The sequence below is a fragment of the Achromobacter mucicolens genome, assembly GCF_902859725.1.
GTDB lineage: Bacteria > Pseudomonadota > Gammaproteobacteria > Burkholderiales > Burkholderiaceae_B > Achromobacter > Achromobacter mucicolens.
On sequence record NZ_CADIJP010000010.1, the window covers coordinates 120942 to 134563 of the forward strand.

The 13622-nt window shown below is 58.8% G+C and carries 25 protein-coding genes; 23 read left to right on the forward strand and 2 right to left on the reverse strand.

Going from position 1 to position 13622, the window contains the following annotated elements:
• Positions 1-40: 40 nt before the first annotated feature.
• The gene (locus HV786_RS14625) at positions 41-310 is read right to left on the reverse strand and encodes a helix-turn-helix domain-containing protein (protein WP_158216668.1); all 270 of its coding nucleotides are present in this window, start codon (positions 308-310) and stop codon (positions 41-43) included.
• A 39-nt stretch (positions 311-349) separates the two neighbouring features.
• On the opposite strand from HV786_RS14625, the gene HV786_RS27325 reads away from it, so the two are divergent.
• From HV786_RS27325 to HV786_RS14645, 4 genes are read left to right on the forward strand one after another with little or no spacing between them, the layout of a single operon-like run.
• Positions 350-1438 carry a LexA family transcriptional regulator gene (locus HV786_RS27325; RefSeq protein ID WP_252870061.1) on the forward strand — a complete coding sequence of 363 codons (1089 nt, stop codon included), beginning with the start codon at positions 350-352 and terminating at the stop codon, positions 1436-1438.
• Between the two features lie 30 nt (positions 1439-1468).
• Entirely contained in the window at positions 1469-1858 is a 390-nt protein-coding gene (locus tag HV786_RS14635) for a hypothetical protein (RefSeq protein WP_128827845.1), read from the forward strand.
• 44 nt (positions 1859-1902) lie between these two features.
• Complete coding sequence (locus HV786_RS14640) at positions 1903-2367, forward strand: hypothetical protein (protein ID WP_128827844.1); 465 nt, start codon at positions 1903-1905, stop codon at positions 2365-2367.
• A gap of 37 nt (positions 2368-2404) precedes the next feature.
• Positions 2405-2806 carry a hypothetical protein gene (locus HV786_RS14645; protein ID WP_128827843.1) on the forward strand — a complete coding sequence of 134 codons (402 nt, stop codon included), beginning with the start codon at positions 2405-2407 and terminating at the stop codon, positions 2804-2806.
• Positions 2807-3204: 398 nt separating this feature from the next.
• Here HV786_RS14645 and HV786_RS14650 read toward each other — a convergent pair whose 3' ends face one another.
• On the reverse strand, positions 3205-3519 hold the full coding sequence (locus HV786_RS14650) for a hypothetical protein (RefSeq protein ID WP_128827842.1): 315 nt from the start codon (positions 3517-3519) through the stop codon (positions 3205-3207).
• Between the two features lie 141 nt (positions 3520-3660).
• Between HV786_RS14650 and HV786_RS14655 the strand changes: the two genes are divergently transcribed.
• The 19 genes from HV786_RS14655 to HV786_RS14745 all read left to right on the forward strand — a co-directional run bounded on the left by HV786_RS14655 (position 3661) and on the right by HV786_RS14745 (position 13540).
• A complete protein-coding gene (locus HV786_RS14655) occupies positions 3661-3864 on the forward strand; it encodes a hypothetical protein (RefSeq protein WP_128827841.1) in 204 nt (67 codons plus the stop codon).
• Positions 3865-3908: 44 nt separating this feature from the next.
• Complete coding sequence (locus HV786_RS14660; protein WP_128827840.1) at positions 3909-4202, forward strand: hypothetical protein; 294 nt, start codon at positions 3909-3911, stop codon at positions 4200-4202.
• A gap of 39 nt (positions 4203-4241) precedes the next feature.
• On the forward strand, positions 4242-4427 hold the full coding sequence (locus tag HV786_RS14665; RefSeq protein ID WP_128827839.1) for a hypothetical protein: 186 nt from the start codon (positions 4242-4244) through the stop codon (positions 4425-4427).
• A gap of 847 nt (positions 4428-5274) precedes the next feature.
• The gene (locus HV786_RS14670; protein ID WP_128827838.1) at positions 5275-5730 is read left to right on the forward strand and encodes a hypothetical protein; all 456 of its coding nucleotides are present in this window, start codon (positions 5275-5277) and stop codon (positions 5728-5730) included.
• A 617-nt stretch (positions 5731-6347) separates the two neighbouring features.
• Positions 6348-6674 carry a hypothetical protein gene (locus HV786_RS14675; RefSeq protein ID WP_128827837.1) on the forward strand — a complete coding sequence of 109 codons (327 nt, stop codon included), beginning with the start codon at positions 6348-6350 and terminating at the stop codon, positions 6672-6674.
• 313 nt (positions 6675-6987) lie between these two features.
• Positions 6988-7158 (forward strand): hypothetical protein, encoded by a 171-nt coding sequence (locus HV786_RS14680; RefSeq protein WP_158216667.1) that lies wholly within the window; start codon positions 6988-6990, stop codon positions 7156-7158.
• 56 nt (positions 7159-7214) lie between these two features.
• Complete coding sequence (locus tag HV786_RS14685; protein ID WP_128827836.1) at positions 7215-7865, forward strand: ERF family protein; 651 nt, start codon at positions 7215-7217, stop codon at positions 7863-7865.
• Positions 7862-8275, forward strand: coding sequence for a single-stranded DNA-binding protein (locus HV786_RS14690; RefSeq protein WP_128827835.1), 414 nt, complete (start codon positions 7862-7864; stop codon positions 8273-8275). Before HV786_RS14685 ends, HV786_RS14690 begins: the two co-directional genes overlap by 4 nt.
• Positions 8276-8517: 242 nt before the next feature.
• Positions 8518-8682, forward strand: a complete 165-nt coding sequence (locus HV786_RS14695; protein WP_158216666.1) for a hypothetical protein — start codon at positions 8518-8520, stop codon at positions 8680-8682.
• Positions 8682-8840 carry a hypothetical protein gene (locus tag HV786_RS14700; RefSeq protein ID WP_158216665.1) on the forward strand — a complete coding sequence of 53 codons (159 nt, stop codon included), beginning with the start codon at positions 8682-8684 and terminating at the stop codon, positions 8838-8840. The genes HV786_RS14695 and HV786_RS14700 overlap by 1 nt, the downstream gene beginning before the upstream one ends.
• Before the next feature lie 4 nt (positions 8841-8844).
• Positions 8845-9495: a DUF551 domain-containing protein gene (locus HV786_RS14705; protein ID WP_128827834.1), complete on the forward strand. Its 651-nt coding sequence runs from the start codon at positions 8845-8847 to the stop codon at positions 9493-9495.
• Between the two features lie 2 nt (positions 9496-9497).
• On the forward strand, positions 9498-10247 hold the full coding sequence (locus HV786_RS14710) for a hypothetical protein (RefSeq protein WP_128827833.1): 750 nt from the start codon (positions 9498-9500) through the stop codon (positions 10245-10247).
• Complete coding sequence (locus tag HV786_RS14715; protein ID WP_128827832.1) at positions 10244-11017, forward strand: hypothetical protein; 774 nt, start codon at positions 10244-10246, stop codon at positions 11015-11017. Before HV786_RS14710 ends, HV786_RS14715 begins: the two co-directional genes overlap by 4 nt.
• A complete protein-coding gene (locus tag HV786_RS14720) occupies positions 11010-11390 on the forward strand; it encodes a hypothetical protein (RefSeq protein ID WP_128827831.1) in 381 nt (126 codons plus the stop codon). The genes HV786_RS14715 and HV786_RS14720 overlap by 8 nt, the downstream gene beginning before the upstream one ends.
• Entirely contained in the window at positions 11383-11631 is a 249-nt protein-coding gene (locus HV786_RS14725; protein WP_128827830.1) for a hypothetical protein, read from the forward strand. Before HV786_RS14720 ends, HV786_RS14725 begins: the two co-directional genes overlap by 8 nt.
• Complete coding sequence (locus HV786_RS14730; RefSeq protein WP_128827829.1) at positions 11631-11927, forward strand: hypothetical protein; 297 nt, start codon at positions 11631-11633, stop codon at positions 11925-11927. The genes HV786_RS14725 and HV786_RS14730 overlap by 1 nt, the downstream gene beginning before the upstream one ends.
• Entirely contained in the window at positions 11924-12136 is a 213-nt protein-coding gene (locus HV786_RS14735) for a hypothetical protein (RefSeq protein ID WP_128827828.1), read from the forward strand. Before HV786_RS14730 ends, HV786_RS14735 begins: the two co-directional genes overlap by 4 nt.
• A gap of 80 nt (positions 12137-12216) precedes the next feature.
• The gene (locus HV786_RS14740; protein ID WP_128827827.1) at positions 12217-12459 is read left to right on the forward strand and encodes a DUF4224 domain-containing protein; all 243 of its coding nucleotides are present in this window, start codon (positions 12217-12219) and stop codon (positions 12457-12459) included.
• Between the two features lies 1 nt (position 12460).
• Positions 12461-13540, forward strand: a complete 1080-nt coding sequence (locus tag HV786_RS14745; protein WP_128827826.1) for a tyrosine-type recombinase/integrase — start codon at positions 12461-12463, stop codon at positions 13538-13540.
• The last annotated feature ends 82 nt before the right edge of the window (positions 13541-13622 follow it).

The window sequence follows — 13622 nt, forward strand, 5'->3', positions numbered from 1 at the left end:
GCTTTACTAAGATTCACCGCATGGAACAACTCAACTCTCTCTACAGCGCAGCTTCGGCAGTTACCGCTTTCGCCTTGCGGATCCGGCGCGGCTTGCGCAGCACGTCCCAACGGAAACTCGGCACAAGCTCTTCACAGATGACCCGCTTGCCGGTAGCCTCTTCGATGACCGGGCAGTGCTCCGAAGGGAGCGGCCGCGAGCCGTTGACCCACTGGCTAACCGACTGCGGGGTAACGCCGAGGATTGCGGCCAGAGCTTTCTGACTACCCACAATCGAGATGGCCTTTTCGAGGCCGACATTTCGGTCCATATCCGGTCCTAAAGCATCACTTGCCTCCATACTAAACTAATGCTTTATCAAAAGCAATCATTGCTTGCACGCGTTGCGCCCAAGCACAATCAAGCAATGCTTTCCTCTGCCTTAATTCAAGAACTCCTCTCCTCGCCTCCCGCGGATCTCGCTGGCAAAGTTGCCGCGACCATCGGGCGTGGGCTTGTTCCCGCTAAAGATGTGGCGGAGGCGTGTGGGGTTACGGTGCAAGCCATCAATGGCTGGAAGACGAACGGGCGCGTTGGAAAACAGCACATCAAGACGCTGGCTCGCCTGACGGGCCTGCCTGTTTCGTGGTGGTTGCCGGGTGACGATTTGGAAGACGAAACGACTGTCCCGGCGCCCTGGCCATTTGCCTCAATTGAGAGGGAAAGGATCGAAGCCCTACCGGCTGAGCGCCTGAAGCATCTCGAAGGCGTGATGCTCTTCGCCTTGCAGGGCTATGCAGAAGGGACTTCAACTATCCATGTGCCGGAACCCCGTGCCTCGCTAACCGATAGCGCTCGTGGGTCAGTAGTTGATATGGACGCAGCTGCAGATCTGTTCCCAATGCGTGCCAAAGAAGTAGTGACTGCACCGCTCCGAATCAGCACCCAGACGGGAGTCATTGCCAACGTCGGCCCTGCTGAGGCGCACGCTGCGAACGACGCATTCGAGATGGTTCAAGAATTGGCTGATGTGCGCCTGGCGGCTGGTGAAGGGATTGAGGCACACAGCGAAGAACAGACTGGAATGATCCAGTTCCGGCGCTCGTTCCTAAAGGAAGTTGGCGCTGACGGCGGTAAGGCACGCGTGGTGTACGCCAAGGGCGACAGCATGGAACCCGTCATTCGCGACGGCGCCGCCCTGCTCGTGGTGCCGAACGAAAACCTAACCATCCGTGACTTGGCCGCGGGCGGTGTCTACGCCATCAACTATGACGGCAAGATGATCGTCAAAACGGTGGCGCGGGACAAGCTGACGCAGCGTTGGGTCGCTCGGTCCTTCAATCCGACCTATGCGGATATCCCACTTGAGAACGGGCATCCGGTGCGCGTTCTCGGCCAGGTCGTCTGGGCTGGCGCTCGGCTGCGGGATGACGAGGCGGGACAGTGGGTCCGCTACTAGCGCGGCCGCAATATTCGAGGATATGACGAGATGAGAAAGATTGGCGTTTGTGCTGCGGCGTTGGTGCTGGCCGGATGCGGAAACCTTCAGAACATTTCAGCTACCGACATTCGGAACAGCGAACACCTGAGAGCGGAACAAACGTTTCCGCTTTCTATCGCGCAGATCAGCCAAGCTCTGTACGAACACCAAGCGCAATGTCGCGACGTTGGCCGCGTGGTTCAAAACCCCTCCAACCCTAACGAAGGCTTGATCACCATAGAGATGCCGGGGCGCTCCAAAGCAAGCGTCGCCGTGCTGATCGACCTGCGGCAAGAGGGAACCGCCACTCGGGCGAAGGGCTACAGCTACTACTCGACGTGGAAAGGCCACATCGAAAACATCTTCAAGGCTATCAAGGCACCGGCGGATTGCGATTAACGCGAAGCGGCGGGCGATACAAAGCACTCAGAATGAGGCACAGAATGCGATTTTTCAGATTGTTGGCTGGCCTGTCGCTGCTGCTCTCGGCTCATCACATCGCCTTTGGACAAGACAAGGTGATGACTCTATCGGCGATCTGTAAGCAGCCGGAAGGGCATTTGATCAGCTACCAGAGCAAGGATGGCAATCCGGAACGGGTGAAGGATGGTTTTAAGAACGCCGCTTGGTCTTTCCAGTGGAGCACAGCGACTCCGGGTGTGGGCCGAGTTGTTACTCAGGACTCTCAAAGTGCCGGTAGTGGCACCCGGGGTGCCGACGCATCGGTAAGGTTTAGTGACGGCCTGGAGTCGATATCGTTCTTCGTCTTTTATGAATCAGGCCTTTGGGTCTACACGCTGTTCCCATCCTCTAAGGTGATGGTCGCCTCCCGCCACATGATCAGTTCCCTTCATCAAGGCGGTAGCGGCGCAGTGTTTAGCGCTAAATGCGACATGGGAATTCAGTAATCTTCCCGTTGCGCTATGCGGACGCTAGAATCGCCTCATGATCGCAATCATCTTCTTTTGGTTGTTGTTCGCCATCGTCGTGGGCATGATCGCCTCCAGCCGCGGTCGTAGCGGCTTCGGTTGGTTCATCCTGGCGTGCCTTATCAGCCCCCTATTGGCTGGAATTTTCCTGCTCGTCAGCGCCAACCTGCGTAGCCAGGCGCAGCGCCCTACCCCCGACACACACGTCAAATGTCCGGACTGCAGAGAGTTGATCCTCAAGGACGCTCGCGTGTGCCGATATTGTGGCTGCAAACTGGTTGTCGCGGACACCTCCCTGCTCCTCGACCGTGATCCATCGTTGGCGTCCGAACTGAAGGACCTGGGCGCCTGGAAGGTTCTCTACGTTGCAGGCGTGATAGTCGTCATCGCCGCCGTCATCTGGATCCAAGTCTACTAAGGCCTCCTCACCTAGCTACAGCCGCCTCCGGGCGGTTTTTTTGCTTCTCGACTTAAATCATTGCTTGCTTTTAAGATAAAGCAATGGTTTAATTGATTCCAACGCTGCACCGATTCCGAAGAACGCGTAGCCCTAAGGGCAGCAAGTAACGGTTTTGGAGCCGCGGCATGCCAGGCGGTGGCCCCGCCGAGAGAGAAAGCCCGGATGCCCAGACCGTAAGAGTGGTGGTGAACCACGCGGGAATTGCCTAGCCAGGGCTGCAACCTGGTGGACCGGATCGCTAGGACGAGTGCCCCTTGGGAGTCCTAGACGCTGCGAGCAAGGGACGCAAATGAGCCTCTATCGAGGCCACATTTGAATCGCCGCTGGTGGCCAGCGCTGCGATTCATGTGTGAAGGTCAACGGGACTTACCCGTGCCATTGATTCCGCCGCCGGAGACAACGTGACCGCTTGCCTTCGCAATTGAAGACCGCACCACGGTCGTAGCGGTGTTCACGGGTTGCGCCGACGTCTTGTCATTGGTGTGCGCAGGATTGGCGAACAAGTCGTTGGACAGCTTGAACAGACGCTTGGCGAGCTTGTTCCGGGCCTCAGGCCGAGTAGCCAGGTGCTCTAGGCGCGCCTTCGTCAGGTTTTTTCGCAGGTACTGACTTTCGTCCCGCGTCAGTTCGCCAGTTTCTACAAACTTTTGGATCAGATCGTCTACGGACATAGCCGCCTCCGTTGTTCGGTAGCTGATTCTAAGCCGCGTGTCTGTATTGCGAACTGGAACCGTCAGGGGCGATGCAGACCAGATTCATCTGCCTGCGCCGTGACAGGACGCAGACACGTGAACAACAACTAAGGAGCCTACATGGCAACCCGCACTCCCCCGGCCCCGTTCAAGGCCACGGTTCGCAACGCCCGCACGAAGATGGAAATCCAAGGAACCATCCGGATCGGAGTTGTGCATTCCTTCTACATGGTCGACAGCCGCGAAGAGCGCGAAGCCATCCTTGAGGAAATGCGAGAGGTCCACGAAGAGTTGAATTCCCGGCCTGAGCGCTCGGCTGCCTAATCCCGCTTCTTTCAGGATTCATACCGATTAACAAGGAGAACGAGATGATCGATCTGGAAGCAGTGTTTGAAAAGTTCGACGACGAGTACATCCTCTTTGAGAGGATCGAGAACCCGGCGCACTCTCGGCCAGATGTGTGCGCGTTCATCATGCTTGACCGCCTTGTTCCCAGCGAGAAAAGCCGGGACATGGTTTGCTCTGCCGAGCACGACGAAATCTGGCTTGACGTTGACATCGAGGAACTTGCGCGAGTTGCCACTGAGGACGACGTTCTCTCGCTTGTGCGCTGCGGCGTGAGATTTGACACAGACATTCAATCTTTGGCCATGTTCGTCTAACCCCTCCCTAATAGCAGCCCGAATGGCAAAGGAGAAGATATGCAGATCACTACCCAACAAGCCGTAGCTGCGATGCAGAAGTACGGCGGCAACGGAATGCAGAAGCTGGCGGCGTGCTGGCTTGCGCTGGACTCGGACAAGCGGATGCGGCTGGAACTGGCGTTCAACGCTGAATTCCAGAACTACCGTGAGATGGCCGAGCAGGAAAACCGGCAGGCAGCTTGAATACGCGCTCAGGGCCGCGCAAGCCCTGAACCTCCAAGGATGCGGAGCCTTTTATTCATTCGTTCCGCGAAAAAGCGCATGAGTCCCACAGCAGTACCGGTGGCTCCGCATCCTTGGGGGTGAATGCGCAGGCTGATGCGTAACCAGCGTTCCCGAAAACTCCGAATGCCGGCACACGGCGCTAGGAAAGTAAGTTCGCTGGCATTGCTATGCCGGGATCAGCTCCGGTCACCCCCACCCAAATCTCCCTTGAAAGCGAATACCTGCCCGCTTGAAGACAGGTCAATCAAAGAAAAGGAAGATCAAATGCGAAGTTGCCGATCAAAACTTGAGTCCTATATCGAACTGATCTGATTCTTCGGCGCCGGCCGGGCTTAGGGGCGAATCCCCTAGCCATACGTAAGCAAGTCAATCTCCCTGGCGCCGTGCAACAGTCGGCCGTAGCCCGTACGAAAACGGTGTCAATGCGGTGCGAGTCCGTTGAGCAGTGACGACGCCACGTACATATGGCGCAAGTCGGGAGGGTAGCCCGGCACTCTCAAGCGACGTGGTTGCGCTCACTGATGCGGTTCATCGGTCCGGACGACAGACGCTGACCGAACGTAGCCGCGTCCCTTGAGGGTATGCAGTACGCCCAGGCGATGGGCTAAGGCGTCAGATAGCGATGTCGTAGCCAGAGCGGGACGAAGGCTGGCCCGGCGAATGTCTGGTTATGTCGATGCAGCCGAAAGCTATCAAGCCGGATTCGCACCCGGCACCCTCACCCCTCAAGCCCCCACTATTCCCCCTAATTCTCCCGTGCAGGGTATGCCGGGGGAGAGCGGGGGCTTACCTGATTGGAGATCGTATGGAAGACCACGTGCAAATCGACTGCAACGGCGCTACGTGGCTTGGCATGCGAGTAGCTGGTTGGACTTGGGAAGAGGACGCTTTCAGCCCTGACCAAGTACCTAGAGATAATGCCGTCCGCTGCTACGCCGACCATTGGTCTACGGGTCCGCACAATGCCGAACGCTTGTACCGAGAAAGTGATGTAGCGGCTCTGTTATCAAAGCTACAAACAACTGGGCCGCACGCTCAGCAACCGCTTAGCCTTTCCAAAGCGATGCGCTCCCAGCCTGACAAAGTTGTTGTTTTGAGTAGGACAGTCCGAAGGGACGACGTGTTGCTCGAAGCCGTTCAGTTCATTCTGAAAACTTTCAAGGCAGACGAGGCACAGGGTTTCCGTAGCCGGGACCGCCAGTTTGCGATCAGCATATTAGAAGAAGCCCTCAAATCTCATCCCGCATCCAAGGAAGACTGAAATGCGATTCGGCACCTTCGTTGATGAGAGGCGAGGCGATGGCGTGTTCGTCGCCTTTGGCCGCGTCCTATTAGCGCTGCGTTGGCGGTGGCATTTCTATGCAGTGAGGCCGCCGGGCAAGCCGGGGTACTTCCGGCTGTATGTAGGCCCGCTAGAAATCGAAACCCGACCGTGGAGCTTGCCATGACCTCCCCTGTGAAACTCCCGCCGCTTCCTCCGATCCCGTGGAATGTGCTCGGAGGCATAGCTAACGATTGCGTTAGTGCTGAAGCCATCCACGACTATGCCGCTGGCTACGCCGAGCAAGCAGTACGCGAAGCTCTGGAACATGTCGTGCAGACCATAGAGCGCATGTCCCAAGAAGAGTTTGAACGACCGGGGTTGAAATGGCCGACCCACATGGCCTATCACCAAGCCATACAGAGCATACGCGTCGTCATTCCTGGCTCTGGACATAAGCCCGCGCCTATGGACACAAGCTCTGGACATAGCGCCGAAAAGGACCCGCCATGCTAGCCGCCCTCAAACACATGCTGCACAACGCCTGGGCCATGCGCTGGTACTACGCAACCCTAATTATCCCGCTCGCGTGCGTAGTGGGGTGGTAGGAGATAGAGATGGGATCAAGATTCACCTTCGACCCGCCCCAGCACATCTACGACGAGAAGTACGCAGAAGTCGCCAAGGCCATCGAGGCGGATCTGTTCAAGTGGCGGCACCAGATCGTCGAAGAACTCGGGCAGGAGAACCACAACCCGGACGCCTGCGAGCTTTACCACTTCGCATCGGAGGCAGACAAGCCCGAGGTGATTCTCAGACAGGCCCATGACGGGATCATGGGGCAAGCAGCCCAAGACATGGTGAAGCTGGCGATAGGCCAGCTTGCCGACTACCAAACAAAGAACTTTGTTCGCGGCTTCTGGCCGGAATGGGAGAAAGAATGACCGCCTCATACAAGCCTGGGCCGTGGACTGCTGAAGCCCCGAATCTTGACCCCGGATATGGCGAACTTGAGAAGGACTATTGGTCGATCCGAGCGCCTGGGCCTCAAGGTTGCATTTCCCATGAGCTAGCAAAGCTCAGCGGGTGGTCTCCGGAGAATGACGAACATACCGCCCGCCTTATGGCCGCCGCGCCTGACCTTCTTCAGGCTCTTGAAGCACTGTTGGATATGGATATCTCCTATCAGCGAGGGCCCAAAGTCCAAGAAGCCGAAAGCGCTGCTCGTCTTGCTGTTGCCAAAGCCCGAGGTGAGACATGAAACGCCTACTGACCTTCCTCAAAATCCACGGCCTCACGATTCTTTTCGGGGCCGTTTTTATTACTGCCACCTGCATTCTGCGTCCCACGCTCGACAAGTACGAAGAGGACCGGATTGCGAAGGAAGGTGGGACCAAATACGCGGCAGGTGAAAGCTATGCGCCGTGATGACGAAGCCGCCGCGCTGGCCTACCAGCAACAACTAGACGAACAGGAACAAGATCATGAAACACAGCGAGTCAGTGAAGGCCATCGCCCCGGCGCTCTTGGCTGCCCAGAAGGCTACGGAGTTCGCCAAGAAGGACGCTACGAACCCGCATTTCAAGAACAAGTACGCTGACCTGCCCGCTGTCATTGAGGCGGTCAAACCGGCTCTGAACGCCGCGGGCATCGTGTACATACAGACCGCCAGCCCGTCCGACGACAACCGCCTGCACCTGACGACGATGCTGATGCACGAGTCAGGCGAATGGATCTCGGACACGCTGGTTATGCCGCTTCCAAAGCAAGACCCGCAAGGATATGGATCAGCGATGACCTATGCCCGTCGTTACGCTCTGGCGGCAATCACCGGCGTCTACCAAGACGACGATGATGGCAACGCGGCGTCTGGTGCAGGGGAGAAAAAGACGCGCGTCTCCAAGCCCACTGCTGGTGCGCTGGAAAGCCTGAGCGAAGACGACCAGGCCAAGGCGCTGGATACGGCTGCAGTGATCCAGGCGAAGTTCGACGCTGAGGACGAATGGGAAGCCTTCGTTATTTGGGAAGAATGCCCGGACGATCAGACATTCAAAATCGCTGTCTGGGACAAGCTGGATAGCAAATGCCGCGCTTCGATCAAGAAGCAAGTTGCGGCTGCCAAGGAGAAGAAATGAGCAATGACCTGAACCGGTGCGAATTCATCGGAAGGCTGGGCAAAGATCCTGACGTGCGGTATGCCCCTGATGGTGGGGCAATCTGCAACTTCTCTTTGGCGGTCGGTTGGAAGACTTCCGGCAAGGAAGGCACCGAATGGGTCCGCGTAGTCGCCTTTGGCAAGCTCGGGCAGATTTGCGCGGACTACCTGACCAAGGGAAAGCAGGTCTATGTTTCCGGGCGCATGACGACGCGCAAATGGACTGACAAGGACAGCGGCCAGGATCGCTACAGCACTGAAATCGTTGCGGACCAGCTTCAGATGCTCGGCGGCAAGAACGACGAATCTGAGCAGCGCCCGGCATCTAAGCCCGCAGCGCGCCAAGCAGCACCCAGCACCAGCGACGACGATTCGGAAATCCCCTTCTGATCCCCGGCAGCTCCCAGCACAACCCACCTGGAACCCGCAGCATCCGCTGGGGGCTGCCACCCTATTCCTTGGAGGTATGCAAATGACAACGCACCTATGGGTAATTGAGGTGAAGGCCGTCACTGGATGGGAATTCATAGATACCGGAGAAACCCGCGCCAAGGCTCGTTACCTCCAAAAGACTGCCTACGACAGGATCAAGACCCGCATCCGCAAGTACGTCCCCGCCTAACGGAGCAGATATGGACCTAGCGCAACAACTCGAGCAAGCCGACGCCGACCGCGTTGACGGCATCACGACCGACAAGCAGTACATGGAGCGCCGTGCCGAGATTGTGGCGCGGGCTCTGGATTACGACGACCTGATTATGCAAGCCAAGGAGCGTGCGCTCCTGAGGGGGATGTGATGGATAGCTACGAAATTCCTGATCCTGATGAAGCCATTCTCGAACGCTGGCTGATCCGATGGGGCCTCCTAGGCGTGATCGCTGGCCTCGTGATGCTGAACGTCGGCATCTTCTACCTGTGGCGATACGCCCTGTCCTTCTTCTACCCTGGAGCGTGAACAAATGACACAACAATGGAAGCCGATTGAATCAGCGCCGAAGGACGGCACCGGCATTCTCGGCTACTGGAATGATGGCAGACTTCACGACTGCAACTTTCGCGCGGTGAAGTTCCATCGCGGCGCATGGTGGGAAACTAATGAGGACTACAAAGTCCGTCAGCCCACGCACTGGATGCCGCTCCCCGCCGCTCCTGGCACCCCTCCCTCCAGCGCACAGGACGATGCGAAGGACGAGAAGTTCATTCAGGCCGCTGTCGACCACGCCACCGAGCCTCTCCGAAGGCTGGGCGAGTACCTTTCTCGTGTGCTGGACGAGGATCAATGGGCCATAGCTGAAAGCATGATTCTTGGCGCTCGCAACAACGCGCCGACGAATGAGCGATCGATGTATGAAGCGTGGGAACGCACGCGCGCAGGCTACCCGTTCGCGAGACAGTTCGCCAATCTGATGTGGGAAGCATGGCAGGCCCGCGCCTCCGTTGCCGCTCCCGCTGCCGGCGATGCGCGGATGCTGGAATTCGTGCGCGAGGTTGCGCAGCAAAAGCCCGAGAAGCCGGACTACTGGAGCAGTTGCGGACAGTGCGCGTCGAATATCAGCCAAGCGAGCGATCTGCTGGATGGGATTGCAGCCTCTCAGCAGCAGGGGGGGTAGACATGATCCATTACCACGGACTGCCGATTACGCCGGACACGGCCGCAGTGGCGGCTGTGGCAGGAGGTCATGCCTTTGTGTCATTCGCGCACGCCGGGCAACTTGGCGTCGCTGCGAAGGTCTGCCAGTCGTTCGCACTAGACAACGGCGCATTCAGCGCATGGAAGCGTGGAGAACCTGTCCGAGACTGGGCACCGTTTTACGAATGGGCCGCCGCTGGCCAGCGCATTCCCGCATGCGACTTTGCGGTCATCCCTGACGTGATTGACGGCGACGAGGCAGCGAATGATTCCTTGCTCGCTGAATGGCCGTTGCCACGTTGGTTTGGAGCGCCGGTGTGGCACATGCACGAATCCCTGACCCGCCTTGAGCGACTGGCCAGCGCATGGCCCCGTGTGTGCATCGGAAGCTCGGGCGAGTTCGCAACCATAGGGACGGCGACCTGGTGGGGCCAGATGGCCCGCGCCATGCGCGTTGTCTGCGATGACGACGGGCGACCCATGTGCAAGCTTCACGGCCTCCGGATGCTTGACCCGGAGATATTCGGGCGACTGCCCTTCGCCAGCGCGGATAGCACCAACATCGGACGCAACATCGGCATCGACCAAGCATGGCGTGGGACGTACACGCCGCCCACCAAGGAGGCGCGGGCAGCGGTCATGCGCCAGAGAATCGAATCCAACAACGCGCCGGCACGATGGTCCTTTGATGTCCCCGACGTTCTGCCGCCGCAACAAGGAGCGCTCATTTGAACACCCACCCCAACACCCCCGCCCCGCTCACGGGCGACGAAATCCGCGCAGCCGTCAAGCACGCCCACAACATGAGCGGCCCGTCTGACGCCACCCAGCCGGGCGAATACGTGCTGGCCGGCGCGCAGGCCCTGCTGTCCAAGCTGCGCGCCCCTGTAGCCGATGAGCGGGCGAACGTGGACACCCTCGCGCGCGTCCTGCAAACGGCCTGGGCCAAAGCCGAGCCGGACCATAGCGTAACGCTGAATCCGACCAGCTACTGGTCTACCTTCGTTGACATGGCCCGCGCCGCCCTGGCAAGCGCCCCTGTAGCCGGGGAGGCGCAACTACCCTGGCATGTTCCCGTCCAGTATTGGAGCTGCGAAGAAAAGGCGAAACTCGATGCCGCGCCCCAGGCCAGCGAGGCGGTGCGCATCCTGTTCCCCACGCATCTGCGCAAGATGTGGTCGGGCGGCGAGGTGCAAGCCTGGCTCGACGAGCATCAGGGCGTCACGGCACCGAAGCCCAGCGCAAAGGGCAGCTTGGAGCGGTACCGGGAATGGCAGGCTGAGCGCGATGCAATCAAAACGTGCGGATCGAAGGTCTTCAAAGCACTCGCCGCCATAGCTAAGGCTGATGGGCCGGACACGCGGAAGGAAGATGATCCGGAACTGATCTATCGGGAGCCAGTCATGGACGAAGTCGTGCGGATTCGACAGGCATACGATGAACTGAGCGCCGCCCTGTCCGCGCAACCGGGCGCGCAGATGAACGGAGGCAGCGATGCCTGACGAAATCCTAGGGTATCGGCTGGAATGGAAGCCGGGCGACCCCTGCTATATGACGCCGGAGCATTACGCCCTGGAAGGGTACAAGGACAGCGCGCTGGTGCATGGCCTGTATGCAACGCCTCAGCCCGGATGTCCGGCACAAATCGAGGTCTACAAGGGCTGGTGCTGGGTCCAGCCGAAATACAACTTCGGAAATCTGGTAGATGCCACGTTCCGGCCGCTGTACGTCGGGGCGCTAATTCACTGCCCGACATACGACGAAGCGGTGCTGCTCGCTTTCCCCGGCATCGTCGAGCAAATGGTGAAGGCCAGCAGGCCCGATCTGTTCCAGGCCCACCCCGACCACAAGGACGGAGGCGCTGTGTATGGATGACCTAATCGAACGCCTGCGCGGGAACGGAGAAATGGAAGCGGCTCAGGAAATAGCGGCGCTTCGAAGTCTGGCGCGCTATTACCTGGAATACACCGACAACCTGGATGCCAAGCTGGCACGCGCCCTGTCCCAGCTCCGCGAGTGCGCCGAAACCCTCGGGGCCGACCAGATCGACGAGCAGCGCGCCATGCGGGCCTATGCCGATTCGGTCAAGCTGCTGGATGAATTGAAGGAGAAATGATGAACAAGCAAGACTTGGACGCCATAGCCACCCGCGAGGCGCACTGCAAGCCCTATGGCGCTTCGGTGACGCTCAGTATTGGAGAGCGCGACGAGCTGGTGGCGCTGGCGAGACTTGCCTTTGACCAGTTAGACGCTGTGGACGAAGGCGAATCCCAGGACTGGGCCAACACTTACCCCGGCATTGCATGGCATCTGATCTGGCGTCATGGCGAAAACTGGGCGCATACAAGCGTACTTATGGAACGTTGGGCGCGAGCCTGGGTAGCAGCTAACCCGGCGAAGGAGGGAGGGTGAAGATAATTCTAGAACTATCCCAAGACGATTTCGTTGACGGGCTTGAGTTTGAAACTCACGAACAGGCGTTTCAGATGATCAAGGCCATCGACCGACAGATGGCCGATTTTGACTTCACCCTGTCTGTCATCCGCGATCTGGTGGCCGAGCTCAAGCTTTGCGTTGGTGATGGTGATGAGCCGCTTACTGCCAAGGATATCGGCCTGTGACTGACCAAATCCAGCGCGTGCTGGAAGTAACCCGCAAGTATTGGATGCCCGCCTAGCGCGGGCTTTGTTTTGGAGGCGATATGGATACGTTTTTGAGCGCCGAAGAGATGGCAGAACTAACCGGCATCAAGACCGGTAAGCGCATCAAGGGCAAGACCGTTCACCGCGAGCAGTTGCAGGCCGAGTGCCTGCGCACGATGGGAATCCCGTTCTACCTCAACGCCCGCGGGCGCCCGGTGGTCGTCCGAGCCAATATCATGGGTAGGCCAAGCGCAGAGCAACCTAAGCCTGCCTGGCAGCCCCGAGTTTTGAGAGCAGCCTGATATGGGCCGAAAACCTTACAAGAACACCAATCTCCCGCCTCGGATGCGTGCCCGCAAGCAGAAGAGCGGGACGGTGTACTACTACTACGACATGGGCGGACGACCCCGGGTGGAAATACCGCTGGGGCCGGATCTGGTGGAAGCCGTCAGGAAGTGGGCGGACCTGGAGCGAGATAACGCCCCGTCGTCTGCCCCGGTGGCCACCTTCCGATATGCGGCAGAGCGTTATATCCGAGATGTGCTGGTCACCAAAGCGCCCAGGACCCAATCGGACAACCTAAAGGAATTCGCGGTCCTCTACAAGTTCTTCGATGATCCGCCCGCCCCTTTGGACGCCATCAAGCCCCAGCTCATCAAGCAGTACATGACGTGGCGCAGTGACTTGGCCCGGCAGTGGTACGTGGAGAACAAGCGAGAAGTCCCGCCGAACCCGGGCCACGTCCGAGCCAACCGGGAAATTGCCCTATTCAGCCACGTGTTCAACTTTGCCAGGGAAGTTGGCATTACCAACGCACCGAACCCTTGCGCAGGCGTCCGCAAGAACCGGGAGACCGGACGGGACGTATACGTAGAGGACGATGTGTTTAAGCGCGTTTGGGCGAAGGCAGACGGGCCTACCAGAGACGCCATGGATCTGGCCTATCTCACCGGCCAGCGCCCGGCCGACACCTTGAAGTTCGACGAGCGGGATATCCGGGATGGAATGCTTCACCTAGGCCAGAACAAGACTGGGAAGAAGCTGCGGATCAGCGTCGAAGGGGAATTGGCAAAGGTGATCGCCCGCATCCGTGCCCGCAAGGCCGGATGCAAGGTGACGTCTACCGCGCTCGTCGTGAACGAGTCCGGGCAGCGTCTAGGGTATGACGCACTGCGCCAGCGGTTCTATGCTGCACGGGAAGATGCAGGAGTGCCGAAGGAAGGTTTCCAGTTCCGAGACCTCCGGGCAAAGGCAGGGACCGACACGGCTGAGTCGTCCGGCGATATCCGTCAGGCACAACGACAACTGGGGCACAAATCCATTCAAATGACCGAGCATTACGTGAGAGAACGCAAGGGCGATAAGGTCGGTCCGACCCGCTGAAACCTGCTCCGCAATCGGAGGGCAACACAAGCAAACATGCGGCTTCTAGCTGCGCATTTGATGACCAGTTGCGGAGCGGAAA

Bases quoted from the DNA above. Each gene is read 5' to 3' on its own strand.
- HV786_RS14625 (WP_158216668.1), bottom strand. From the start codon at position 310: ATGGACCGAAATGTCGGCCTCGAAAAGGCCATCTCGATTGTGGGTAGT.
- HV786_RS27325 (WP_252870061.1), top strand. From the start codon at position 350: ATGCTTTATCAAAAGCAATCATTGCTTGCACGCGTTGCGCCCAAGCAC.
- HV786_RS14635 (WP_128827845.1), top strand. From the start codon at position 1,469: ATGAGAAAGATTGGCGTTTGTGCTGCGGCGTTGGTGCTGGCCGGATGC.
- HV786_RS14640 (WP_128827844.1), top strand. From the start codon at position 1,903: ATGCGATTTTTCAGATTGTTGGCTGGCCTGTCGCTGCTGCTCTCGGCT.
- HV786_RS14645 (WP_128827843.1), top strand. From the start codon at position 2,405: ATGATCGCAATCATCTTCTTTTGGTTGTTGTTCGCCATCGTCGTGGGC.
- HV786_RS14650 (WP_128827842.1), bottom strand. From the start codon at position 3,519: ATGTCCGTAGACGATCTGATCCAAAAGTTTGTAGAAACTGGCGAACTG.
- HV786_RS14655 (WP_128827841.1), top strand. From the start codon at position 3,661: ATGGCAACCCGCACTCCCCCGGCCCCGTTCAAGGCCACGGTTCGCAAC.
- HV786_RS14660 (WP_128827840.1), top strand. From the start codon at position 3,909: ATGATCGATCTGGAAGCAGTGTTTGAAAAGTTCGACGACGAGTACATC.
- HV786_RS14665 (WP_128827839.1), top strand. From the start codon at position 4,242: ATGCAGATCACTACCCAACAAGCCGTAGCTGCGATGCAGAAGTACGGC.
- HV786_RS14670 (WP_128827838.1), top strand. From the start codon at position 5,275: ATGGAAGACCACGTGCAAATCGACTGCAACGGCGCTACGTGGCTTGGC.
- HV786_RS14675 (WP_128827837.1), top strand. From the start codon at position 6,348: ATGGGATCAAGATTCACCTTCGACCCGCCCCAGCACATCTACGACGAG.
- HV786_RS14680 (WP_158216667.1), top strand. From the start codon at position 6,988: ATGAAACGCCTACTGACCTTCCTCAAAATCCACGGCCTCACGATTCTT.
- HV786_RS14685 (WP_128827836.1), top strand. From the start codon at position 7,215: ATGAAACACAGCGAGTCAGTGAAGGCCATCGCCCCGGCGCTCTTGGCT.
- HV786_RS14690 (WP_128827835.1), top strand. From the start codon at position 7,862: ATGAGCAATGACCTGAACCGGTGCGAATTCATCGGAAGGCTGGGCAAA.
- HV786_RS14695 (WP_158216666.1), top strand. From the start codon at position 8,518: ATGGACCTAGCGCAACAACTCGAGCAAGCCGACGCCGACCGCGTTGAC.
- HV786_RS14700 (WP_158216665.1), top strand. From the start codon at position 8,682: ATGGATAGCTACGAAATTCCTGATCCTGATGAAGCCATTCTCGAACGC.
- HV786_RS14705 (WP_128827834.1), top strand. From the start codon at position 8,845: ATGACACAACAATGGAAGCCGATTGAATCAGCGCCGAAGGACGGCACC.
- HV786_RS14710 (WP_128827833.1), top strand. From the start codon at position 9,498: ATGATCCATTACCACGGACTGCCGATTACGCCGGACACGGCCGCAGTG.
- HV786_RS14720 (WP_128827831.1), top strand. From the start codon at position 11,010: ATGCCTGACGAAATCCTAGGGTATCGGCTGGAATGGAAGCCGGGCGAC.
- HV786_RS14725 (WP_128827830.1), top strand. From the start codon at position 11,383: ATGGATGACCTAATCGAACGCCTGCGCGGGAACGGAGAAATGGAAGCG.
- HV786_RS14730 (WP_128827829.1), top strand. From the start codon at position 11,631: ATGAACAAGCAAGACTTGGACGCCATAGCCACCCGCGAGGCGCACTGC.
- HV786_RS14740 (WP_128827827.1), top strand. From the start codon at position 12,217: ATGGATACGTTTTTGAGCGCCGAAGAGATGGCAGAACTAACCGGCATC.
- HV786_RS14745 (WP_128827826.1), top strand. From the start codon at position 12,461: ATGGGCCGAAAACCTTACAAGAACACCAATCTCCCGCCTCGGATGCGT.